Raw genomic sequence first — 21,257 nt, forward strand, 5'->3', positions numbered from 1 at the left:
AGACCCCCGTTACGCAATCGCGTGGTGGCTGAAGGCCGCGTAACGACCGGTGACATAATGTTCGAGCTGGCGCTCGATGTCGGCGAGCAAGGACGACGCGCCGAAACGGAACAAATTGGGCTGCAGCCAGTCGTTGCCGAGCTCTTCCTTCATCAGCGCCAGATAGGCCATCGCGTCCTTGGCGGTGGAGATGCCGCCGGCCGGCTTGTAGCCGACGACATGGCCGGTCATCTCGCGATAGTCGCGGATGGCGCGGATCATCACCAGCGTGACCGGCAGCGTGGCGTTGATCGCCTCCTTGCCGGTCGAGGTCTTGATGAAATCGGAACCGGCCATCATCGACACCCAGGAGGCACGGGCGACATTGCGCAAGGTCTGCAGGTCGCCGGTGGCCAGGATCGTCTTCATATGCGCTGGCCCGCAGGCCTCCTTGCAAGCCCTCACCTCATCGTAGAGGGCCTGCCAGTTGCCGGTCAGCACATGTTCGCGGGTGATGACGATGTCGATCTCCTCGGCGCCGTCGGCGACGGAAGCTTCGATTTCCTTCAGCCGTGTATCGAGCGGCGAAAGGCCTGCAGGGAAACCGGTGGAGACGGCGGCGACGGGAATTCCCGAGCCCTGAAGCGCATCGACTGCCGTGGCGACGAAACGGTGATAAACACAGATTGCGCCGGTGGTGATGGTGCGGTCGCCGAGGCCGAGCGCTTCCTGCAGATCAGTGCGCAGCGGCTGGCGCGCCTTGGCGCAGAGCCGGCGCACGCGGCCGGCGGTGTCGTCGCCGTTCAGCGTGGTGAGGTCGATGCACTGAAGCGCACGCACCAGCCAGGCAGCCTGCCATTCCTTCTTCACTGTGCGGCGGCCGCCGAGTGACGACGTGCGGCGTTCGGCTGCGCTCAGGTTGACGCGGACAGCCTCGATCGGGTCCAGTGAAAACGGGATCGGCGGGTTGTATGGGTGCGGCTGGTTGGCGAAGGCGGCAGCGCCGGCGGCCTGGCCACCCCTGTGTTTGTCGACGACATTCATCTCACACCTCCCATACGCCCGGACGGTGACAGCAAGAGGACGACCGCGCCGAAACGTCCATATTGCGCGAATCGTGAGGCCCGCCAAGGCTCAATCAGCCAAGGCGGGCTCACGACAGGTCAGAGTTGAATGGAAGCGGGAGACTGCCGAGGTGCGGCGTTAGCCTTGCTTGCGCTCCGGAAACAAGGCAGCCAGTCCATCGCGGGAAGCGTTGGCGACACCACGTTCCGTAATCAGGCCGGTGACGAGACGCGCCGGCGTCACATCGAAGGCCGGATTGCCGGCTGGCGACGCCTCAGGCGATACCCGCACGCGGGCGATCTCGCCGCTTTCGGTCTTGCCCTGGACATAGGAGACCTCTTCGCCGGAGCGCTCTTCGATCGGGATTTCGGCCAGCCCATCGGAAACGGTCCAGTCGATGGTCGGCGACGGCAAGGCGACATAGAAGGGAATGTCGTTGTCCTTCGCGGCGAGCGCCTTCAGGTAGGTGCCGATCTTGTTACAGACATCCCCATTGGCGGTGGTGCGGTCGGTGCCGACGATGACCATGTCGACATCGCCATGCTGCATCAAATGACCGCCGGCATTGTCGACGATCAAGGTATGCGGCACGCCATGTCCGGCCATCTCCCAGGCGGTGAGCTGGGCACCCTGGTTGCGCGGGCGTGTCTCATCGACATAGACGTGAACCGGAATACCTGCCTCGACCGCCAGATAGATCGGGGCAGTGGCGGTGCCGTAGTCGACCGTCGCCAGCCAGCCGGCGTTGCAATGGGTGAGGATGTTGACGCGCTCGCCCGGCTTCTTCCTGGCGGCGATCTCCTTGATGATGGCGAGGCCGTTGCCGCCGATCGAGCGGTTGAGTTCGACATCCTCGTCGGCGATTTCGGCGGCGCGCTTGTAGGCGGCTGCGACGCGCTCGGAAACCGGCAGCGGCTTCAGGAGCTTGCGCATCTCGTCGAGTGCCCAGCGCAGGTTGATCGCTGTCGGGCGCGTCTCGTGGAGCTGTTCCCAGGCGGCATCGAGGGCAGCATCCGATGCGTCGGCCAACATCTGGATCGCCATGCCGTAGGCTGCGGTGACGCCGATCAGCGGCGCACCACGCACCCACATGTCACGGATGGCGACAGCTACATCCTCCACCGTCGACAGTGTGACGACACGGAATTCGTGCGGCAGCCAACGCTGGTCGATGATGTCGACGGAACGGCCGTCCTCGTTCAGCCAGATGGTGCGAAAATGCTTGCCGCCGACGTTCACGCGTATGCTCCTTTTTCGATCAGCGCGGCGAACGCGTTGACCTCTTCAATGCTGTGGATGGCGCGGCGGTTGACCGCGACATGGCGGCCGAAACGCAGCGCCTTGGCCTCGCAGACGGCGCGCCTGGCTTCGTCCTCGATGGTCTCGAAATCGGCATTGTGAGCGAGACCGAGGATGCGGCGGTGGCATTCGACGCCCGCGAATCCCAAGAGATCCTGCCAGATGTCGTTCAGAATGCGGTCAAGCGCCTGCTCGGCGCCGAGCGGATCGCCGCGGTCCTCGAACAGGCTGCGGGCATAGAGCATGCCAGTGCGCTCGCTGCGCCAAAGGCGCGAGAACTCGGTGCGGAAGACAGCCCAGATCGAGGTGACGGTCTCAAGGAGATAGGCGCGCATGCTTTCGCGCGAGCCGTTCTGCTCGTGCCCGCTTTGCGAGAAGTAAGACATCCAGAAATTGGCCAGCAGCATGCCGACGTCGAACGCCATCGGCCCATAGAAAGCGAATTCGGGATCGATGACCCTTGTGTCCGTCTCCGTCACCATGACGGAGCCGGTGTGGAGATCGCCATGCAGCAGCGTTTCGGCGTTTGCCGCGAACAGATGCTTCAGGCGCTGCGCTTCCACCTTGAGGTCGCGGTCGGCACGCAGTTCGGCAACAAGCGGGTCGAGCGCCGGCGTGTAGTGATTCAGCTTCGCTTCGAAATAAGGATCGGTGAAAACCAGGTTCTCGGTGATGTCGCACAGTTCGACATTGTCGGCGAAGAGGGCGAGGTCAGCCTTGCGATCGCGCGCCGCCATATGCAGGTCCGAACCGCGGAACAGCGTGCGCGCCACGAACAGGCCAAGGTCCACGCCGATGCGCGGTAGTTCACGGCCCGCGATCAGTTCCTTGCGAAGGATGATATGCGGCGTCAGATATTCCATGACGATCAGCGCCTGCGCTTCGTCGAAATACAGCACTGCCGGCACCGTGCCCTCGCCTGCGCGGGCTTCCTGCCTGATCAGCGCATGATATTCGAAGAAAGAGCGCTTCAGTGGCAGCGGCCAGCTTTCGCCCACCAACCGGACATAGGGCAACGCCTGCTTGACGACAACCGAGCCCGCCGGGCCTTCAACGATAAACACGAGATTCAAATTGCCGTCGCCGACCTCGCGTACATGCCAGGCTGAGACATCGTCACCGAGATGATCGGTCAATGCCGCCAAAGCGCCAAGCCGCGCGGGCAAAGTTTGAACCGTCAGCGCCTCGAATGAAGCATTTCTTGCCATGTCGGCCTCCCGATCCGCGTCCCCGTTTCTGTTAGCGAACGGTCATGACAGGTAAAAGGCTAGGAACCATTCTGTCATTTGTCAATCGTGTTGACAAATGACGAGATTGTTCCTAGCGTCGGGGCCAAGGAGGAGAAAATGGCCGCAGAAGCCGTGTTCCGCATCGCGGATCTGAAGAAGTCCTTCGGCTCGATCCAAGTTCTTGGCGGCGTCAGCCTCGACCTGCATCCAGGCGAGGTGACCGTGCTGATGGGCGCCAATGGAGCGGGCAAGTCGACGCTGGTGAAGGTCATCAGTGGCGTCCATTCGCGTGATGGCGGCGCCATGACCTTGGGCGCCGCCGACTTCGCACCGAAAACCCCGGCGGAGGCCATTCGCGCCGGCGTCGTCACCGTGCATCAGAATATCAATGACGGCGTTGTCGCCGCTCTCGACGTCGGCACCAATCTCACACTCGACCGATTGAGCGGCAAAGGCCAGCCTGTCTTCCTCAACCCGCGCCGCATAAAGCGAGAGGCGCGTGCCGTTGCCGAACGCATGGGGCTCGACATCGACCTTGCCGCTTCGATCGGGGATCTCACGCTGGCCGACCGCCAGATGGTGGCGATCGCACGCGCCATGGCACATGAGCCGAAGGTGCTGATCCTCGACGAGCCGACCTCCTCGCTCTCCAGCGCCGAGGCCAACAGGCTGTTTGCGCTCGTCGACCGGCTGAAGTCGCACGGCGTCGCCATCCTCTACATCTCGCACCGCATGTCGGACATCCGCCGCCTGGCAGACCGCATCGTCTCGCTGCGCGACGGCCAGATCGTCGGCACGTTCGATAAGAAGCCGCTCGATTATGAAGGCGCGGTCAATGCCATGCTGGGCCGCAAGGTTCACCAGAGCGCCTTCGACGCCAGACCGGGCGGCAACACGATCTTCACTGCCGACAATCTGGTGATCGCCGACGGCGCCAAGCCGATCTCCCTGTCCCTGGGTGACGGCGAGATCGTCGCGATCACCGGCCTGGTCGGCGTCGGCAAGACGGCGCTCGCCGAAACACTCTTCGGAATGCGTCAACCGCTCGGCGGTTCGATGACCCTGAACGGGTGCAGCTATAGCCCCCGGACACCGGCCGAAGCGATCGGCGCCGGCGCCTTCCTTGTTGCCAAGGATCGCAGCGAAAGCGGCATCGTCGGCGCCTTCAACATCTACGAGAACATGAGCCTGCCTTTCCTGAAGCGGATCTCGGCCTTCGGCGTGCTGCGTCGCCGCGCCGAACGCGCGATTGCCCGTCGTCAGATTGGCGAACTGGGCATCGTCTGCCGATCCGAGAAGGACGAGATGTCGACGCTGTCGGGCGGCAACCAGCAAAAGGTGATGGTGGCACGCTGGATGGCGCAGCCATCCTCGCTGTTCATGCTGGACGAGCCATTCCAGGGCGTGGACATCGCCGCGCGGCGCGACATCGCCGCCAAGCTCAGGGCAAATGCCGCCGGGCGCGCGACGCTGATTTTCGTCACCGAGATCGACGAGGCCGTTGAGACCGCCGATCGTATCCTGGTCATGTCCGAGCATACGATCGTCGGTGAGCACAGGAACGAGCGCATCGACATGGACCGCCTGCTGGCGGAAGTCGCCGGCCAGACGGCGCGGGGCGCGGCCTGAAAATGAGAGCGATAAAGGGGGCACGAATGGCGCAGCTATCCGGAGACTTTATGAGCAACGAGGTCTGCGCCTAAATGCGTGATATCGCCGTGCGTTACGGCTTCCTCGTGCTGTTCGCGGCACTGGTTGCCTATTTTGCCTCCACCGCCGACGGCTTCGTGTCGCCGCAGAGTGCGGTGTTCATCTTCCAGTCGGTGGCGATCACCGGTATCCTGGCGCTCGGCGTGACGGCGACGCTGGTGGTTGGCGGCTTTGACCTTTCCATCGGCTCGGTCGCGACCAGCGCCATGATGGCCGCGGCCTATGTCATGGTGGTTCTGGACCAGAATGCGCTGGTTGCGGTTCTCGTCTGCCTGGCCATCGGTGTGCTGATTGGCCTGATCAACGGCTTCCTCATCGTTTATATGCGCGTGCCGGATCTTTTGGCCACGCTTGGCATGATGTTCCTGCTGCTCGGGCTGCAGCGCATCCCGACCGAAGGCCGCTCGATCGCGGCCGGCATGACGATGCCCGACGGCTCGGTCGCGCCAGGCAAATTCAGCAGCGCCTTCCTGGCGCTTGGTCGCCACCGCTTCGATTTCTTTGCGCCGAACCTGGTGCCGGTTTCCGTGGTGGTGCTGGTTGTGCTGGCGATCGCGATCTGGTTCTTCCTCGAATACACGCGCTTCGGGCGCATGATGTATGCCGTCGGCTCCAACGAGCGCGCGGCCGAACTCGCCGGCGCGCCTGTCAAGGCATACAAGATCTGGGCCTATGTCATTTCCGGCATATTCGCCTCAATCGGCGGGATTTTGCTTGCCGCCCGGCTTGGACGCGGCGACATCGCCTCGGGTAATAATCTGCTGCTCGACGCGGTGGCGGCGGCGCTGATCGGTTTCGCCGTGCTGGGCGCCTCAAAGCCCAATGCCTTCGGTACTGCAGTCGGTGCGCTGTTCGTCGGCGTGCTCCTGCAGGGACTGACCATGATGAACGCACCTTACTACACCCAGGATTTCGTCAAGGGCGCCGTGCTCGTGGTGGCGCTCGTCTTCACATTTGCCCTGTCGACCAGGGCCAAAAGGTAATTGCGGCAATCAACGACTAAAAAACCAAGCGGAGGACTTAGATGAAATTCGATCGCAGAACATTCGCCAAGCTGGCCGTCGGCCTGCTCGGCGCGACGGCGCTGGGCTTTTCGCCCGCGCTGGCGCAGGACAAGCCGGCACCGTTCGACAAGCCTGGCCAGGTCAAGATCGCGCTGGTGCGCTATCTTTCCACCGGCGACTTCTTCCAGGCCTATCTGGCCGGCGTGGAATCGCAGGCCAAGGCGCTCGGCGTTGACCTTCGCGTGCTGGATTCCAAGCAGGATGCAGCCCTGCAGGCCGACATGGTCGACCAGGCGATCGCGCTTGGCGTCAACGGCATCATCATCCAGCACGGCCTGACGGAATCGATGAAGGACGCCGCCCAGCGCGCTGTGGACGCCGGCATCAAGGTGGTTGCCTTCGACGTCAATGTCGAGAACCCGAAGATCCCGCAGATCGAGCAGTCGGATCGCGACCTTGCCCGCCTCGCGCTGGAACAGGCGATCAAGGACAATGGCGAAAGCTGGAAATCCGGCTACGTCTATGTCGCCGGCATCGCGCCGCTCGACCGCCGCAACGAGACCTGGGTGGAATTCAAGAAGAAGTATTCGGGCATCAACGAAGCCGCCCAATTCGGCACTCTCGACAACCCGATCGCCAACTCGGTCGCCAACCAGGCCCGTTCGGTGCTGTCGGCGAACCCCGACATCAAGGTGATGTTCGCGCCCTATGACGAATTCGCCAAGGGTGTGAAGATCGCGGTGGACGAGGCCGGCCTGTCGAAGGACATCAAGATCTATTCGGCCGATATCTCGACCTCCGACATTGCGGCAATGCGCGAACCTGACAGCGCCTGGGCAGCAACCGCCGCCACCAACCCGGCTGTCGTCGGCCAGGTCTCGGTGCGCGCGCTGGCTCAGCTGCTGGCTGGTGAAGACCCAGGCAAGAGCGTGATCGTGCCGCCGACGCTGATCACCCAGAAGGAACTGGTCGAAAAGGACATCAAGAACATGGAAGAATTGTCGGCCAAGCTGCCGCAGTTCGCTCATGCCGATGTCGCCATGCCGAAGTGGATGCCGAATCCGAACGCCAAATAGGCGTCAACGACAAACGACAGCATGGGAGCAGCCCGCTTCGGCGGGCTGCTTTTTTATTGCGCGACGGCATGCCTGCGTTGTCAGTCGTATCTTTTCGAAACATGCTCCGGCGGAATGAGACAGCTGTCGGCATTCAATGGGCGCCCACAGGGCGCCCATCATTCCGTCAGAAGTCGCGTCCTTGAACTCTTTGCAAAGGCAGAGAGCACAAAGCTGTTCACATCACCTCAGCGCCGCTGCGATGTTGCCGCCGTCGACGGTCGTCACATCCGCGGTGGTGCGCTCGGCCAGTGCCTGATGCAGGAAGGCCTGGGCGACGTCGTCGGCCGTGACTTCCTGGCCGAGCAGGTTGCCGGACATGTAGTCCTTCTCCGAAAGGCCACGCGCCGTGGAGCGGCTGGCGATCATGGCATCGGTCAGCAGGCCGGAACGGATACGGTCGGCGTTGACGGCGTTCGAACGGATACCGATCGGGCCATATTCCAGCGCGTACTGGCGCGACAGGAACAGCGTCGCAGCCTTGGGCAGGCCATAGGCACCGAACTTGGCGCCCGGGTTCACCGCCTGCTTGGACGCATTGAACAGAAGCACACCGCCGGTGCCCTGCTCGCGCATAATGCGCACCGCATTCTGCGCAACGCTCTGGTGAGAAAAGAAGTTGAGTTCGAAGCTCTTGCGCAGCAGCGCGTCGTCGATATCGGCGATCATGCCTTCCCAGGCTGCACCTGCATTGGAAACAACGATGTCGATGCCGCCGAACACCTTCACGGCCTGATCGAAGGCTGCGCGTACCTCGGCCGGGTTGGTGATATCCGCGCCGACGCCGATCGAATGGTTGCCGGCAGCCTTGGCCGCTTCCGCAGCCTTGACGGCATCGAGGTCGACCGCCACGACATGCGCGCCTTCACGAGCGAAAGCCTTGGCCGTGGCTGCACCAATTGCGCCCGCACCACCGGTGACCAGCACGATCTGGCCGGTGAGAGGCTTCGGCTTGTTGGAAGCGAGCTTGGCCTGCTCGAGTGACCAGTATTCGAGCGGGAACAGATCGGACTTGGCGAGCGGACGGAAGGTGCCGACGCTGGCCGCGCCCTTGACCGCCTCGATCCACATCTCGCCGACGTCGGAAGCGATCCTGGCGTCCTTCAACGTGCGGCCGTGACCGAACATGCCGAGCCCAGGCACCAGCGACAGGCGTGGCATCGGGTCGAGCATGGTGCGCTTGACATCGTCCAGCGCATCGTTCTCTTCGAAATAGCGGGTGTATTCAGCCATGTAGGCGGCAACACGCTTACCGATCTCGGCCTTGTAGCCGGCAAGGTCGGCGGCATCCGGCGCCGGCAGCGCCATCGGTCCGGTCTTGATGCGGATCGACAGGTCCGGCGTCGAAACACCGGCAGCGGCGTAGTCGGCAATGGCCGCTGAATTGACGAATTCCAGGATGGCATCCGAGGTCCGGAAATCGCTGACCATGCGGTCGAAGCGGCCCTCGCCCCTGGCGACGGCGACAGCGCCACGCAGCATGGAGGCAACCTCTTCCGGCCTCGCCAGCCTGGCCGGCAGCGACGCTGGCTTCAGCGGGTTGCTGCCGTTCCTGGCGACATAATCCTCGGCCACCGTCACATAGTGGATCATGCGGTCATAGGCCTGCCTGGCGTCGTCGCCGAACGTGAAGATGCCATGCTTGTCGAGGATCAGTCCTTCGACGCTCGGATCGGCGTCGTAGACATCGGCCGCGACCTTGGCGAGATCGAAACCCGGCTTGATGTAGGGCACGAAGCCCATCTTGTCGCCGAACACCTTCTTCGACAGCGCTTCGCTGTCGCCGCCCTGGTCGACAATCGCGAGGATCGCGGTGGAGTGGGTATGGTCGACGAATTTGTGCGGCAGGAAGGCATGCAGCAGCGTTTCCACCGACGGGTTCGGCGAGGACGGATCGATCAGGTTGGCGCGCTGCAGGGCGACCATGTCCTCATCCGAGAGACTGTCCAGCTTGCGCGCCTTGAGCAGCGTGCCAAGTTTCACTGCCGGCAAGCCCTGCGGTTCGATGACAGCCATGTCCCAGCCGCTGCCCTTCACGCAGAGCACATCCCATTCGTCACCGATGAAATCGGTGACCTTGGTCTTGACCGACGTGTTGCCGCCGCCATGCAGGACAAGCCTCGGCTCGCCGCCGAGCAGCCGTGTCGTGTAGACCCGCAACGCCAGATCGCGCCCTACGCCCTTTGCCGCGTAGGCCTTCACCACGTTTTCGGCTTCGGCGTCGTTCCAGAGATTTTTCATCGGGTCGTCCACGTTTTCAATTGGAATAGAGGGGGTTGGGTGCATGCGCCGGTCATCCTGCAAGCGTTTCGGCCTGCCGGGTTGGCTGTCGGGTTCTTATAGGTCAGGCCGATCTTGCTTTTGCGACAGGTGCGAACCTTGTGCCTCAAGCAGGCGCCGCGCCATGCCGGCGGGAAGCACGAGGTGCGAGCAGAGGCCGCCGGCCAATGCGGCCTGCAGCGGCTCCAGCTTGTTGTCCTCCTGCACCACCATCATGCGCTTGGGGATGGCGCGCATCGAGGCAAGGTCGGCGGAGATGACACGGCGGTTGTAATCACAGTCGAGCAGGTTGCCGGTTGTGTCTATGAGCTGGCCGGCGATGACGCCCGCAGCGCCCCGATCGCGCAGCGCGAACATTTCCGCAGGGGTCAGCGCACCACATTTGACGATGTGGCTTTCGGCATCGATGGTGCCGACCGAGAATAGTGCCAGGTCGCAATGCGCAACCAGCGCCAGCTGTTCCTTGATGACCGGTTCGTCGCGCAGCTCGCGCGCCAGTCTTTCGGAACTGAGCGACAGTGGCGCGTAGAAGTTGAGGCCCTTGGCGTTGAGCCGCCGTGCGATCTCCATGGTGCACTGGTCTGGGCGCTGCGAATAGGGTGCCCCGAGATTGCCGCAGAGCTGCACGACGGTGACATCCTGCAGGTCAGCAAATGACATGACATCGGCGACGGCATAGACGGTGCGGCCCCAGGCAACGCCGACGCGATCGCCGCGATTGACGAGATCGAGGAAGACGCCTGCCGCGAGAGCCGGTACCTCCACGCTGGCATCGAGCGCCTGGCGGTCCTGCGGCGCGATCCAGACGGTGGTGAGCCCGAACGCATCCTCCACCTCCCGCGCCAGCGTATCCTCGGTGAAAAGCTGGGTGGATGTGGAGATGTTGACGATACCCGTCTCGCGCGCCTTGCGCAGATAGGTGGCAACGGAAGCACGCGAAATATCGAGCTTCTTCGCCACCTCGTCCTGGCGAAATCCATGCGTGTAATAAAGCCACGCCGCCTTGTGAATGATCTGATCTGCCGCCCGGATCGCCATAGGTCGAAATCTCGTTTTCGACATTATTCACGGCGACTGACAAAAGTCAAACAAGCTTATAACGCCAAGGGTGTGCACAGGCCCGGTCAGACGATAACCTGAATTATCGATGCCGACAAAGCTGCAACCGACAGCTGTTCAGCAAGGGTTCATACCTTGCTTCTTAAGAGCACCACAGGGAGACAGTCCGGCCGATCCACATCCTTAAGCAGGACCGGCCAACCACGGAAAGGATTGCCACGATGAACCTCAACCGCCGCCACATGATCGGCCTGATGGCTGCCGCCTTTGCCTTGCCGGCAGTGCAGGCCGAAGCGCGGACCATGACGCTGACCGGAACGGTGACCTATCGCGAGCGGATGATGCTGCCGCCAAACTCCACGGTCGAGGTCTCACTAGTCGATGTTTCCCTGGCCGATGCGCCTTCCAAGACAATTGCCCGCCATGTCATCCGGCGCGCCAGAGCGAGCCCGATCCGCTACAAGTTGGCGTTCGATTCCAGCCAGATTCGCAAAGGCCGTACCTATGCGCTGCAGGCCCGCATCACCCAGGGCAAGCAGCTGCTGTTCATCAACACGACGCGCCATACGGTTTTCGACGGCGGGCCGAACAACACCGAGATCCGTGTCGAGCGTGTTGCCGGTGAGCCGAGCGCCGAACTTGGCATTGCCGGCGAATGGCTGGCCGAAGACATCAATGGTCGCGGCGTGATCGACAATCTGCAGACCACGCTCAAGATCGACGCCAACGGCGCCGTATCCGGCAAGGGCGGCTGCAACGGCTATGGTGGCAGCGCCAAGATCACCGGAAACCGCATCCGCTTCGGTTCCCTGATGAGCACGCAGATGGCTTGCGCGCCGGCCATAATGGATCAGGAGAGCAAGTTCCACGCAGCGCTTGGCGAAGCGCGCAGCTGGCGCATCGACCAGCGTCGCCGCAAGCTCACCTTGCTGGACAGGCGTGGCCGTCCGGTCGCGGTGCTCTCGCGGATGGGCTGATCCTCATGCCTCCAGCCGGCCAGCTTTGCCTGGCCGGCCTTCGAAGGTCATGCGCGGGGATCGGCCTTCGAGCGCTGCTCCAGCCAGCTGACCAGCCGCACCAACGGCCACAGGAACAGAAGGTAGATCAGCGCCGCGCCAACCAGCGGTGTCGGGTTGGCCATCAGCGCCTGCGCGTCCGTCGCCTGTTTGAGCAGGTCCGGCATCGCCACCACCGAAGCCAGCGCGGTGTCCTTGAAGATGGAGACCGCATTGCTCGTCAAGGGCGGCACGACGATACGAAGCGCCTGCGGCAGGATCACCTTGCGCATGGCGGTCCAGAACGGCAGGCCGAGCGCGGCAGCGGCCTCGAACTGGCCCTTGGGGATATTCTCGATGCCGGCGCGGCAGACTTCCGCCGTGAACGCTCCCAGCACCATGGACAGGGCGAGCGTGGCCGACGTGAAGGCCGACAACCGGATGCCGACAAAGGGCAGCGCGTAATAAATCATGATCAGCACGACCAGGATCGGCGTCGCGCGGAAGATATCGATGAAGCCGATCGCCAGCAGGCGTAGCGGCTTCGGCGCATAGAGCCGCATCAGGCACACGCCCAGGCCGAGCAATCCGCCGAAGACAATCGCAGCGCAACCGAGCAGCAGCGTGTTGCCAAGCCCACGCAGCAGCATCGGGAAGGCGCGGACAAGAACGTCCCAGTTGAAGAAGGTTTCTAACAATCCCATCGTGACGATCCGTCTGCGTCGTTACGGTCGCATGCCGGGTCTCCGGCAATCCTGCGGCTCCCGGTCATGGTTGTAGCCCAGCGATCTGCCCTTTGGCAGCCTCCCGAACGACACGATGCCGGCGGCGTCCAACGTGTCGCCGCCGGCATCGGCCAAGCCCCCAGCCGGGCTTACTGAGCCTGTGGAATGGGCAGGATCTTGTTGGTCGAGGACTCCGCGGCAGCGTCCGCACCCAGCCACTTCTTGTGGAGCGCGGCCATGGTGCCGTCCTTCTTCATGGCATCGATAGCGCCGTTGACCTTTTCGAGCAGCGGCGAACCCTTCTTCATCATGATGCCGAACTTGTCGCCTGTCGGGATTGCCGTCACCACGGCCATGTCGGGCATCTTGGTGAACGCGAACTGGAATCCGGCGATGTCACCGATGGCGCCGTCGAGACGGCCGGACTGCACGTCGAGGATGAGATTCTGCTGCGTGTCGTAACCGCGATATTCCTTGATGCCGTACTTTTCGGTGTTGGCCTTGATCCAGGCTTCACCGACCGAAGCCGAGATGGCGCCGACCGTCTTGCCCTTCATGTCTTCCAGCGTCTTCAGCGGGGTGTCCTTCTTGGCCACCAGGGCGATGTCGCTGTCGTAATAGCCTTGCGTGAAAGCCTGGTTCTGCAAGCGATCATTGTTGATGGTGATCGATGAGATGGCGAGATCGATGCGGCCGGAAACGGTCGCCGAAAACAGCGCCTGGAAGCCAAGGTCCTGGATTTCGACGTCCGAGCCGATGCGTTTGCCAATCTCCTTGACGAGATCGACCTCGAAGCCTTCGAACTGGCCGCTTTCGAGCTTGTTTTCCCACGGCGGGTTGGCCGGATAGGCACCCACCAGCAGCGTTTCGGCATGCGCCAGCGACGCGGCGCCGAAGCCCATCGTCAACGCAGCAAAGGTACCGATCAGATTGCGGCGATTGAAAAGCATTTTGGTTCCCCTTCTATTGCCCGCCGGTTCGTTGCCGCGGGATGGGTCTGTCCGGACGCGACCCTTCGTCATGAAAGTGCCGACACCAAGCGCGCGGAGGCTTCCCGGATCTGGTCCGGGTCGCGCAGCACGCACATTCTCAGGAAAGATCGCGACGCGTTGCCGAACAGGTAGCCCGGTGAGAGGCCGACGCGCGCCTTCTCAATGACGCGGGCGCAGGCTTCACGCGAATCCTCCTGTCCTTCGAAGGCGAAGAAGGCATACATGCCGCCTTTCGGCTTGGATGGAAGTATGATGCCGTCCAGCTTGGCCAAAGCGTCATAGGCGATGTCCAGGCCGAGCCTTGCTCGTTCACGGATTTCAGCCACCAGCGGCTCCCCTTGCCGCAAGGCTGCCTCGGCACCGGCCTGCACGAAGGCCGCGGTACCGCTGTTGGCATATTGGGTCATGGCAGCAAGCTGGTCGGCGACACCGGTCGGATGCGACAGCCAGCCGATACGCCAGCCGGTCATCGCCCAGGCCTTGGAGAAGGAATTGACCACCAGGACACGGTCGTCGTCCTCGGCGATCTGCAGGATGGAGGGCGCGACCTCGCCTTCGAAGTAGAGCCGGCCATAGACCTCGTCGGAAACGATCCAGATGCCGGTGCGTCGTGAAAAGTCGAGCAATGCCTGCAATTCCTCACGCGTCGCCGTCCAGCCCAGCGGGTTGCTCGGTGTCGACAGGAAAATGGCGCGGGTGCGGGCGTCGCAACGCGCGAACACCGCATCGAGATCGAGCCGCCATTCACCGTCAAAGGCGAGCGCCACCGGCCGCGGTTCGCCGCCGACCAGATGGATGGCGTTGTGGATGTTGGGCCATTGCGGCTCGATGTAGACAACATTGGTGCCGACATCGACCAGCAGTTCCATCGCCAGCATCACGGCGTGCATGCCGCCGGGGGTTATCGTCGAGCGGTCGACGGCGATCGGGCGACCATGCAACCTGCTCTGATATTCGGACAGCGCGGTCGTCAGGGAACCGAGACCACGCATATTGGGGATATAGAAGGTCTGGCCGTTATCGAGAGACGCTTTGGCAGCATCGATGATAAAGCCCGGCGTAACCATGTCGCCTTCGCCATACCAGAGAGGAATGACATCTCCGAGGCTCTGCGCCTTGGCGGCCAACTGCGCGATATTTTCGGTGCGCAGGTCCTGGATCTGCGGTCGAATGCCCTCGAGCGGCGGAAAAGGCCGGACATTCGCCGGATAGGCGGATGCGCGACTTCTGCTCAAGGTCATATGGCAGTTCCTCCCAAAGACACACCGGCGACAACACGCCAGAACGAAGCCGCGACGCTCAGACTTCGCCTCGTCAATTCCATTCAATAACGCACGAAACAGTATACTGTTCAAGCCTAAAATTTTTTACTGAACCGCTTGCGCTTCTGTCAAAATGCGCGTTAGCTTCCGCAAAATTCGGCGTTTTGATCTCTTCTTGAAGCGCGCATGTTAAAAATCAAAACCTTGCGCGACAAGAAAACGGCAACAACTGTATACTGATTTGCGGAGGATTTGATGTCTGACGAGAGGCCATTCAGAGGCTCCGGCGGCAGCCTGCGCGCGCAGATCTATGAAGACATCCGCGACCGCATACATCGCGGCGCATTCGGGGCCAGCGACCGGCTGGTCGACGTGGAGATCGCCGGCAATCTCGGCGTATCGCGCATGCCTGTGCGTGAGGCCCTGCTGCAGCTCACCCACGAAGGCTACCTCGTCGGCACGACGCGGGGATTCATGCTGCCGACACTGACGCCGACCGATGTCGCCAACATCTTCGAAGTACGGCGCTGCCTGGAGCCGCGTGCTGCCGCCCACGCTGCCCGTACGCTTGATGCGGCAGGTATGGAGCGCCTAGCTGAAGCGCTGAAAGACGCTGAAGAAGCTGTAGAAACAGCCGACGCCGAGCTCCTGTTCCAGGCCAATGTCCGCTTCCGCCGGTCCTGGCTGGAGGCCGTCGACAACGACCGGCTTGCTTCGGCCATCGCCCGCTTCGCCGACCACGTGCAGGTCGTGCGCCTCGGCACGCTGACGCACCAACCGACACAGGCCATCGTGCTCGCCGGCATGCGCAAGCTCTACGACGCCTTCACCAGCCGCGACTCGATGGCCGCTTTCGACCACATGACCACCTTCATCCAGCATGCGGAGGAGCGCTTCGTCACGCTCACCAGGGCGCTGGAGACCGCCAGCGACGAAGGTCGTCGCTCTCAGGGACAATCGCAATGATCAAGCCGCATCCACTCAAAGGCCCGAACAAGTTCAAGCTCGGCGTGTTCTCCATGAACGCCGACGGCGGCCTGGCGATGACGACGGCGCCCGAGCGCTGGCGTGCCCGCTGGGACGACAATCTCAACGCCGCCCGCATCGCCGACAGTGCAGGGCTCGAATTCCTGCTGCCGATCGCACGCTGGCGCGGTTTCGGCGGCGTCACCCATGCACGCGAATGGTCGTTCGAGACCTTCACCTGGGCGGCAGGGCTGGCGACCGCGACGGAAAACATCGCCCTGTTCATGACCGTGCATGTGCCCCTGGTCCATCCGCTGCAGGCCGCCAAGGCGCTTGCCACGGTCGATCATATTTCCGGCGGCCGCGCCGGCCTCAACATCGTCTGCGGCTGGAACCCGGACGAGTTCGCCATGTTCGGCCAGACGGTCGGCGAGCGCACCTATGACCAGGCCGAGGAATGGATCACCATCATCGAACGCGCCTACAAGTCACGCGAGCCGTTCGACTTCGCCGGCGAATTCTATGACCTCAAGGGTGTGGTGAGCCGGCCTGCCAGCCTGCAGGCACCGCGCCCGGTGACGATGAACGCCGCCTTCGGTGCACCCGGCCGCAACTACGCGGCGCGGCATTGCGACTATCTGTTCTCGACCTTCTCCGAGATTTCGGAAGGCCGCGCCCATGTCGTGGACATCGCCAACCGCGCCGCAGAAGTCGGCCGCGACGTCGGCGTCTACACGGTCTGCCACGTGGTCTGCCGCGAAACGCAGCAGGAGGCGGAGGACTACTACCGCCGCTACGCGCTCGAACTCGCAGACAAGGGCGCCGTCGACGAGCATATGAAGAAAAAGAAGGAATTCGCGCATTCCCACGACGACAAGGCGTTCACTGAATATCGCCAGCGCTTCGCCGGCGGCGCGGGCACCTATCCGTTGGTTGGCACGCCGGAGAAGATCGTCGACGACCTGATCCGCATCATGGAACAGGGCTATGCAGGCGCGGCACTCTCCTTCGTCAACTACACCTATGACCTGCCGTTCTTCTGCGACCGCGTGCTGCCGTTGATGCGGAAAGCCGGGCTGAGGATGAACTGATGGACGCTGCAACCGGCGCGCTGCCCGCGCACGGCACGGTCGACCCGCGCGGCTTCAAGCAAGGCATGCGCGCGATGGCTGGCGCTGTCGCGATCCTGGCCGCCGAGGACGCCGGGCATGGCTGCTTCGGGCTGACGGCAACCGCCGTCTGTTCGTTCAGCGCTGAGCCGCCTTCGCTGCTCGCCTGCGTGCACAAGAACAGCACCTTCGCTTCATTGACCCGGCAGGACATGGCCTTTTCGGTCAACCTGCCGGCGGCAGACCAGGAGAATGTCGCGCGTGTCTTCGGTGGCATGACGACGGCCAAGGGCGTGGCGCGTTTCTCGGCAGGCTCGTGGGTTCGCGGCGAGGCCGGCGCGCCCCTGCTGGTCAGCGCCCGCGCGGTGTTCGAGTGCCAGGTTGGCGAGATCATCGCACGCGCCTCGCACCTGATCCTGATCGGCCTGGTGACCAAGGTGACGCTCGACCGTGTCGAGCGCGAGCCGATCTTCTATGCCCACGGGCGCTTTATCACTGTAAACGGTCAATAACGGAGATCAGCCGATGTCCCCTGTCCTGTCCGGCCGGCTGAAAACCCGGCTTGCCGCCAACGAACAGCTCGGCCTGGTCTGGCTGACGCTCGGCCATGCCTCGATCACCGAAATGGCAGCGCATTCCGGCGCCGACGCACTTGTCATCGACCTGCAGCACGGGCTGTGGGATCGCCGCTCGCTGGAAACGACCGTCGGCATCGCCGCGGGCACGGCTCCGGTGATCGCGCGCGTGGCGGACAGTTCGACGACGGCGATCGGCAATGCGCTGGATGCCGGCTGCGACGGCGTGCTGGTGCCCCTGATCGAAAGCCGCGAACAGGCCGAGCAGGCAATATCTGCCGCCCGTTTTCCGCCGCACGGCCATCGCTCCGGCGGCGGCGTGCGGCCGCTGGCCATGGGTTTCGGCACCTATCTCGAACGGGCAGGCCATGTGGCCGTCGGCCTGATGATCGAGACCGCCGCCGGTGTCGAATATGCGGAGGCCATCGTTGCCGCTCCCGGACTGGATTTCGTGCTGATCGGCACCGGCGATCTCGGCATTTCCTATGCGGCACGCGGCGAAGACAGCGACGCTACGGAAAAGGGTTGCCTGCGCGTGAAGGAAGCCTGCGCCAAAGCCGGCATTCCTTGCGGCATCTTCACCGGCAATGTCGACAAGGCGCTCGAACGGCGCGCCGAAGGTTATCATCTCGTGGTGCTCGCTTCCGATGTCGAGGTGGTGCGTGATGCCTTCAACGGCGTGGTGCGCGATTTCGCCGGGGCGGCATGATGAAAGCACCTTTTCGCGAGCGGCTCGATTTCGACAGCGGCAGCGGCCAGGTACTGGATGAAAGCCGTCGCTACATGCTGATGCGGCCCGAGGCGCTGATGGGCCTGTTCCGCCGGCTTGATGACGAAACCCGGCTGAAGGCACTGGATGCGCTCGCGGCCTCTGTGATCGAAATGGGCGGCGACAGCGCGCGTGCCTACAAGGCGCATGGCGGCGGCAATGCCGACGCCCTGCTGTCGACCGTGGCCGGCACCGCGCCAGATCTCGGCTGGGGCGCCTGGTCCTTTGCCAGAGTTTCGTCCGGCATCGAACTCACGGTCCGGAACAGCCCCTTTGCGGCTGGTTATGGCTCCGCATCGCAACCCGTCTGCCATGCCATTGCAGGCATGGTAACGGCGGTCAGCCGGATGGTGCTGGACAGTGACGATATCGTCGCGCGCGAAACCGAATGCGCCGCCTGCGGTGCCCCGGCCTGCCGCTTCGAGGCGCGTCAGATCTGACGCTGGCTAGCCTTCCAGCAGGGTTCGGGTCAGCGGATGTGTGGCATCCGCCAGCCCATCGATGACGCTGAAATGATGCCGGTCCGGCTCGGCGTAGAAGCCGGTCGAGGCTCCCAAGCCGGTCCAGATATTGGCAAGGAGATCCGACTGGCGGATGAATTCCGAGCGTTCGCCGCCGCCCACCCAGCACACCAGCCTGGCACCATCCATCGGCGGCAGCAGAACCGGGCTCTCTGCGGCAGCCTCGGAGGTGTCGATCTTGAGCGTCTTGTTCATGCCTGTGTTCATGATCGGCCGCAGGTCATGCACGCCTGACAGCGAGACCGTGTTGACGACACGGCGACGCACAGCCTCCGGCAGCGGCGATGTCGCTGAAATCATGCGCGTGACGAGATGGCCACCGGCCGAATGGCCCGTCAGGCGGATGTCACCGGCGACCAGTTCGGCCGCCTTCGTTACGGCCGCGCCGATTTCGGCGGAAATCTGACTGATGCGCGCCTCGGGTGCCAGCGTATAGGACGGCATCGCTACCGCATGGCCGCTTTCGACGGCGCCACGCGCCAGGTGCGACCAGAAGCTCTTGTCGAGCGCCATCCAGTAGCCGCCATGCACGAAGACGAGGAGCCCCTTCGGTGTACCGGTGGGCAGGAACAGGTCGAGCCGGTTACGTGTACCCTCGCCATAGGCGATGTCGAGTTGCGCGCGGCCTGACGCCGCCAGTTCATCACGGTATGCTGCCGCCGGCGCGACCCAGGCCTCGGGCCAGCGATCGCCTCCGGCGATGTTGGCGCCATTGGTGTAGGCGTTGTCCCAGTCGACGATCTTGTGAACGACCATGTTCGCTACCTCTCCCTCGCCTGTTCTGGCCAGCCTACAATAGGCAAGCGTCGGGCCAGCGCAACGATAAACTTTATGCTTGAAATAACTCCGGCGCTATGCGAGCGTTTCTGCCAGCGGAACGGGTGGGCGTGCAGTCACGCAGTCCACGAGCCGGCACCGCCGACAAACAAGCTGCACCAAGACGGCTGGCGCAAACCTTACGGAAGCTGGGAGATCGAACGAGATGCTTGGGCCGACGGCGCATACCGATACGTTTGCACGAGACAATCTCCCACCTCCGGACCTTTGGCCCGATTTCCTGCTCGACGGTTTCGACTATCCCGATCACCTCAATGCCGGTGTCGAGCTCACCGACCGCATGGTCGAAAAAGGCTTCGGCGACCACACTGCATTGATCGGCAACGGCCGCCGCCGCACCTACAAGGAACTGGCCGACTGGACCAGCCGGCTGGCACATGCACTCGTCGAAAACTACGGCGTCAAGCCAGGCAATCGCGTACTGATCCGATCGGCCAACAATCCCGCCATGGTCGCCTGCTGGCTTGCCGCAACCAAGGCAGGTGCTGTGGTGGTCAACACCATGCCGATGCTGCGCGCCGGTGAACTTGCTCAGATCGTCGACAAGGCTGAAATCACGCTGGCGCTCTGCGACACCAGGCTGATGGAAGAAATGGTGGCCTGCGCCAAGCAGAGCAGCTTCCTGAAGCAGGTCATCGGCTTCGACGGCACCGCCAATCACGATGCCGAGCTCGACCGCGTCGCACTCGACAAATCCGTGCGCTTCGACGCGGTCAAGACAGGCCGCGACGATGTCGCCCTGCTCGGCTTCACTTCCGGCACCACCGGCATGCCGAAGGCGACGATGCATTTCCATCGCGATCTTCTCATCATCGCCGACGGTTACGCCCGCGAGGTGCTTAGCGTGACGCCGGACGACATCTTCATCGGCTCGCCACCGCTGGCCTTTACTTTCGGTCTTGGGGGGCTGGCGATCTTCCCGCTGCGGTTCGGCGCAGCAGCGACCTTGCTGGAAAATGCCTCACCACCCAACATGGTCGAGATCATCCAGACCTATCGCGCCACCGTCTGTTTCACGGCCCCGACCGCCTATCGCGCCATGCTGGCGGCGATGGACAAAGGCGCCGATCTCTCTTCGCTACGCGCTGCGGTCTCCGCGGGTGAGACGCTGCCGGCCCCGGTCTATGAAGAATGGATGGAAAAGACCGGCAAGCCGATGCTCGACGGCATCGGCGCCACCGAGATGCTGCATATCTTCATCTCCAACCGTTTCGGCGATTCCAAACCGGCCTGCACCGGCAAGCCTGTCGGCGGTTATGAGGCGAAGATCGTCGATGAGGACATGAATGAATTGCCCCGTGGCGAAGTCGGCCGGCTCGCCGTGCGGGGTCCGACCGGCTGCCGGTATCTGGCAGACGACCGTCAGCTGAAATATGTGAGCAAGGGCTGGAACCTGACCGGCGACTCCTTCTTCCAGGACGAGGATGGCTATCTGCATTTCGCCGCGCGCTCCGACGACATGATCATCTCGGCCGGCTACAACATCGCCGGGCCGGAGGTTGAGGCCGCACTGCTGTCGCACGCCGATGTCAAGGAATGCGCCGTCATCGGTGCACCCGATGAGGAGCGTGGCCAGATCGTTCAGGCGCATGTCGTGTTGATAGAGGGCGTGGCGGCCGATGACCTGACCCGCAAGCGCCTGCAGGACCATGTCAAGGCGACCATCGCACCGTACAAATATCCGCGCTCGATCCAGTTCATCGATGCGCTGCCGAAAACCCAGACCGGGAAGATCCAACGCTTCCGCTTGAAAGACACCCACTGAT

At 63.1% G+C, this 21,257-nt stretch carries 19 protein-coding genes; 10 read left to right on the plus strand and 9 right to left on the minus strand.

What is annotated here, in order from left to right; translation table 11 throughout:
* Positions 1-9: 9 nt before the first annotated feature.
* From deoC to mtnK, 3 genes are all read right to left on the minus strand, one after another.
* Positions 10-1,023: a deoxyribose-phosphate aldolase gene (gene deoC / locus AO692_RS07285; RefSeq protein ID WP_082407237.1), complete on the minus strand. Its 1,014-nt coding sequence runs from the start codon at positions 1,021-1,023 to the stop codon at positions 10-12.
* 159 nt (positions 1,024-1,182) lie between these two features.
* Entirely contained in the window at positions 1,183-2,283 is a 1,101-nt protein-coding gene (gene mtnA, locus AO692_RS07290) for an S-methyl-5-thioribose-1-phosphate isomerase (RefSeq protein WP_054309344.1), read from the minus strand.
* Positions 2,280-3,551: an S-methyl-5-thioribose kinase gene (mtnK, locus tag AO692_RS07295; protein ID WP_054309345.1), complete on the minus strand. Its 1,272-nt coding sequence runs from the start codon at positions 3,549-3,551 to the stop codon at positions 2,280-2,282. The genes mtnA and mtnK overlap by 4 nt, the downstream gene beginning before the upstream one ends.
* Before the next feature lie 138 nt (positions 3,552-3,689).
* Here mtnK and AO692_RS07300 point away from each other — a divergent pair, with 138 nt between their 5' ends.
* The 3 genes from AO692_RS07300 (at position 3,690) to AO692_RS07310 (ending at position 7,362) form a co-directional block, all read left to right on the plus strand.
* Entirely contained in the window at positions 3,690-5,201 is a 1,512-nt protein-coding gene (locus tag AO692_RS07300) for a sugar ABC transporter ATP-binding protein (protein WP_054309346.1), read from the plus strand.
* 74 nt (positions 5,202-5,275) lie between these two features.
* Positions 5,276-6,265 carry an ABC transporter permease gene (locus AO692_RS07305; protein ID WP_054309347.1) on the plus strand — a complete coding sequence of 330 codons (990 nt, stop codon included), beginning with the start codon at positions 5,276-5,278 and terminating at the stop codon, positions 6,263-6,265.
* Positions 6,266-6,306: 41 nt separating this feature from the next.
* Positions 6,307-7,362, plus strand: a complete 1,056-nt coding sequence (locus AO692_RS07310; protein ID WP_054309348.1) for a substrate-binding domain-containing protein — start codon at positions 6,307-6,309, stop codon at positions 7,360-7,362.
* A gap of 222 nt (positions 7,363-7,584) precedes the next feature.
* Here the strand turns inward: AO692_RS07310 and AO692_RS07315 are convergent, their stop codons facing one another.
* Entirely contained in the window at positions 7,585-9,642 is a 2,058-nt protein-coding gene (locus AO692_RS07315) for a bifunctional aldolase/short-chain dehydrogenase (protein WP_054309349.1), read from the minus strand.
* A gap of 96 nt (positions 9,643-9,738) precedes the next feature.
* Positions 9,739-10,719: a sugar-binding transcriptional regulator gene (locus AO692_RS07320; RefSeq protein WP_054309350.1), complete on the minus strand. Its 981-nt coding sequence runs from the start codon at positions 10,717-10,719 to the stop codon at positions 9,739-9,741.
* 242 nt (positions 10,720-10,961) lie between these two features.
* Here AO692_RS07320 and AO692_RS07325 point away from each other — a divergent pair, with 242 nt between their 5' ends.
* Positions 10,962-11,717, plus strand: coding sequence for a YbaY family lipoprotein (locus AO692_RS07325; RefSeq protein ID WP_054309351.1), 756 nt, complete (start codon positions 10,962-10,964; stop codon positions 11,715-11,717).
* A 47-nt stretch (positions 11,718-11,764) separates the two neighbouring features.
* Here the strand turns inward: AO692_RS07325 and AO692_RS07330 are convergent, their stop codons facing one another.
* From AO692_RS07330 to AO692_RS07340, 3 genes are all read right to left on the minus strand, one after another.
* On the minus strand, positions 11,765-12,439 hold the full coding sequence (locus tag AO692_RS07330; protein WP_054309352.1) for an amino acid ABC transporter permease: 675 nt from the start codon (positions 12,437-12,439) through the stop codon (positions 11,765-11,767).
* A gap of 170 nt (positions 12,440-12,609) precedes the next feature.
* Positions 12,610-13,410 carry an ABC transporter substrate-binding protein gene (locus AO692_RS07335; protein ID WP_054309353.1) on the minus strand — a complete coding sequence of 267 codons (801 nt, stop codon included), beginning with the start codon at positions 13,408-13,410 and terminating at the stop codon, positions 12,610-12,612.
* 68 nt (positions 13,411-13,478) lie between these two features.
* A complete protein-coding gene (locus tag AO692_RS07340) occupies positions 13,479-14,693 on the minus strand; it encodes a pyridoxal phosphate-dependent aminotransferase (protein ID WP_082407238.1) in 1,215 nt (404 codons plus the stop codon).
* A 276-nt stretch (positions 14,694-14,969) separates the two neighbouring features.
* Between AO692_RS07340 and AO692_RS07345 the strand changes: the two genes are divergently transcribed.
* Genes AO692_RS07345 through AO692_RS07365 form a run of 5 tightly spaced genes read left to right on the plus strand, consistent with a single transcriptional unit; the run spans position 14,970 to position 18,573 of the window.
* Positions 14,970-15,680, plus strand: coding sequence for a GntR family transcriptional regulator (locus AO692_RS07345; RefSeq protein ID WP_054309354.1), 711 nt, complete (start codon positions 14,970-14,972; stop codon positions 15,678-15,680).
* Positions 15,677-16,771: an LLM class flavin-dependent oxidoreductase gene (locus tag AO692_RS07350; protein ID WP_054309355.1), complete on the plus strand. Its 1,095-nt coding sequence runs from the start codon at positions 15,677-15,679 to the stop codon at positions 16,769-16,771. Before AO692_RS07345 ends, AO692_RS07350 begins: the two co-directional genes overlap by 4 nt.
* Positions 16,771-17,301, plus strand: a complete 531-nt coding sequence (locus tag AO692_RS07355; protein ID WP_054309356.1) for a flavin reductase family protein — start codon at positions 16,771-16,773, stop codon at positions 17,299-17,301. Before AO692_RS07350 ends, AO692_RS07355 begins: the two co-directional genes overlap by 1 nt.
* Before the next feature lie 13 nt (positions 17,302-17,314).
* Positions 17,315-18,073: an aldolase/citrate lyase family protein gene (locus tag AO692_RS07360; RefSeq protein ID WP_054309357.1), complete on the plus strand. Its 759-nt coding sequence runs from the start codon at positions 17,315-17,317 to the stop codon at positions 18,071-18,073.
* Complete coding sequence (locus AO692_RS07365; RefSeq protein WP_054309358.1) at positions 18,073-18,573, plus strand: 4-vinyl reductase; 501 nt, start codon at positions 18,073-18,075, stop codon at positions 18,571-18,573. Before AO692_RS07360 ends, AO692_RS07365 begins: the two co-directional genes overlap by 1 nt.
* Before the next feature lie 6 nt (positions 18,574-18,579).
* Here the strand turns inward: AO692_RS07365 and AO692_RS07370 are convergent, their stop codons facing one another.
* Entirely contained in the window at positions 18,580-19,410 is an 831-nt protein-coding gene (locus tag AO692_RS07370) for an alpha/beta hydrolase (RefSeq protein ID WP_054309359.1), read from the minus strand.
* 226 nt (positions 19,411-19,636) lie between these two features.
* Here AO692_RS07370 and AO692_RS07375 point away from each other — a divergent pair, with 226 nt between their 5' ends.
* Positions 19,637-21,256, plus strand: a complete 1,620-nt coding sequence (locus tag AO692_RS07375) for an AMP-binding protein (protein ID WP_054309360.1) — start codon at positions 19,637-19,639, stop codon at positions 21,254-21,256.
* The last annotated feature ends 1 nt before the right edge of the window (position 21,257 follow it).

Origin of the sequence: Mesorhizobium sp. 1M-11, from assembly GCF_001303895.1 — a bacterium.
GTDB lineage: Bacteria > Pseudomonadota > Alphaproteobacteria > Rhizobiales > Rhizobiaceae > Mesorhizobium.

Excerpts from the sequence above, each read along its gene's own strand:
- deoC (WP_082407237.1), bottom strand. The coding sequence starts at position 1,023 with ATGAATGTCGTCGACAAACACAGGGGTGGCCAGGCCGCCGGCGCTGCC.
- AO692_RS07360 (WP_054309357.1), top strand. The coding sequence starts at position 17,315 with ATGTCCCCTGTCCTGTCCGGCCGGCTGAAAACCCGGCTTGCCGCCAAC.
- AO692_RS07355 (WP_054309356.1), top strand. The coding sequence starts at position 16,771 with ATGGACGCTGCAACCGGCGCGCTGCCCGCGCACGGCACGGTCGACCCG.
- AO692_RS07335 (WP_054309353.1), bottom strand. The coding sequence starts at position 13,410 with ATGCTTTTCAATCGCCGCAATCTGATCGGTACCTTTGCTGCGTTGACG.
- AO692_RS07350 (WP_054309355.1), top strand. The coding sequence starts at position 15,677 with ATGATCAAGCCGCATCCACTCAAAGGCCCGAACAAGTTCAAGCTCGGC.
- AO692_RS07300 (WP_054309346.1), top strand. The coding sequence starts at position 3,690 with ATGGCCGCAGAAGCCGTGTTCCGCATCGCGGATCTGAAGAAGTCCTTC.
- AO692_RS07375 (WP_054309360.1), top strand. The coding sequence starts at position 19,637 with ATGCTTGGGCCGACGGCGCATACCGATACGTTTGCACGAGACAATCTC.
- AO692_RS07315 (WP_054309349.1), bottom strand. The coding sequence starts at position 9,642 with ATGAAAAATCTCTGGAACGACGCCGAAGCCGAAAACGTGGTGAAGGCC.
- AO692_RS07310 (WP_054309348.1), top strand. The coding sequence starts at position 6,307 with ATGAAATTCGATCGCAGAACATTCGCCAAGCTGGCCGTCGGCCTGCTC.
- AO692_RS07325 (WP_054309351.1), top strand. The coding sequence starts at position 10,962 with ATGAACCTCAACCGCCGCCACATGATCGGCCTGATGGCTGCCGCCTTT.
- AO692_RS07345 (WP_054309354.1), top strand. The coding sequence starts at position 14,970 with ATGTCTGACGAGAGGCCATTCAGAGGCTCCGGCGGCAGCCTGCGCGCG.
- AO692_RS07330 (WP_054309352.1), bottom strand. The coding sequence starts at position 12,439 with ATGGGATTGTTAGAAACCTTCTTCAACTGGGACGTTCTTGTCCGCGCC.
- AO692_RS07365 (WP_054309358.1), top strand. The coding sequence starts at position 18,073 with ATGAAAGCACCTTTTCGCGAGCGGCTCGATTTCGACAGCGGCAGCGGC.
- AO692_RS07320 (WP_054309350.1), bottom strand. The coding sequence starts at position 10,719 with ATGGCGATCCGGGCGGCAGATCAGATCATTCACAAGGCGGCGTGGCTT.
- mtnK (WP_054309345.1), bottom strand. The coding sequence starts at position 3,551 with ATGGCAAGAAATGCTTCATTCGAGGCGCTGACGGTTCAAACTTTGCCC.
- AO692_RS07370 (WP_054309359.1), bottom strand. The coding sequence starts at position 19,410 with ATGGTCGTTCACAAGATCGTCGACTGGGACAACGCCTACACCAATGGC.
- AO692_RS07305 (WP_054309347.1), top strand. The coding sequence starts at position 5,276 with ATGCGTGATATCGCCGTGCGTTACGGCTTCCTCGTGCTGTTCGCGGCA.
- AO692_RS07340 (WP_082407238.1), bottom strand. The coding sequence starts at position 14,693 with ATGACCTTGAGCAGAAGTCGCGCATCCGCCTATCCGGCGAATGTCCGG.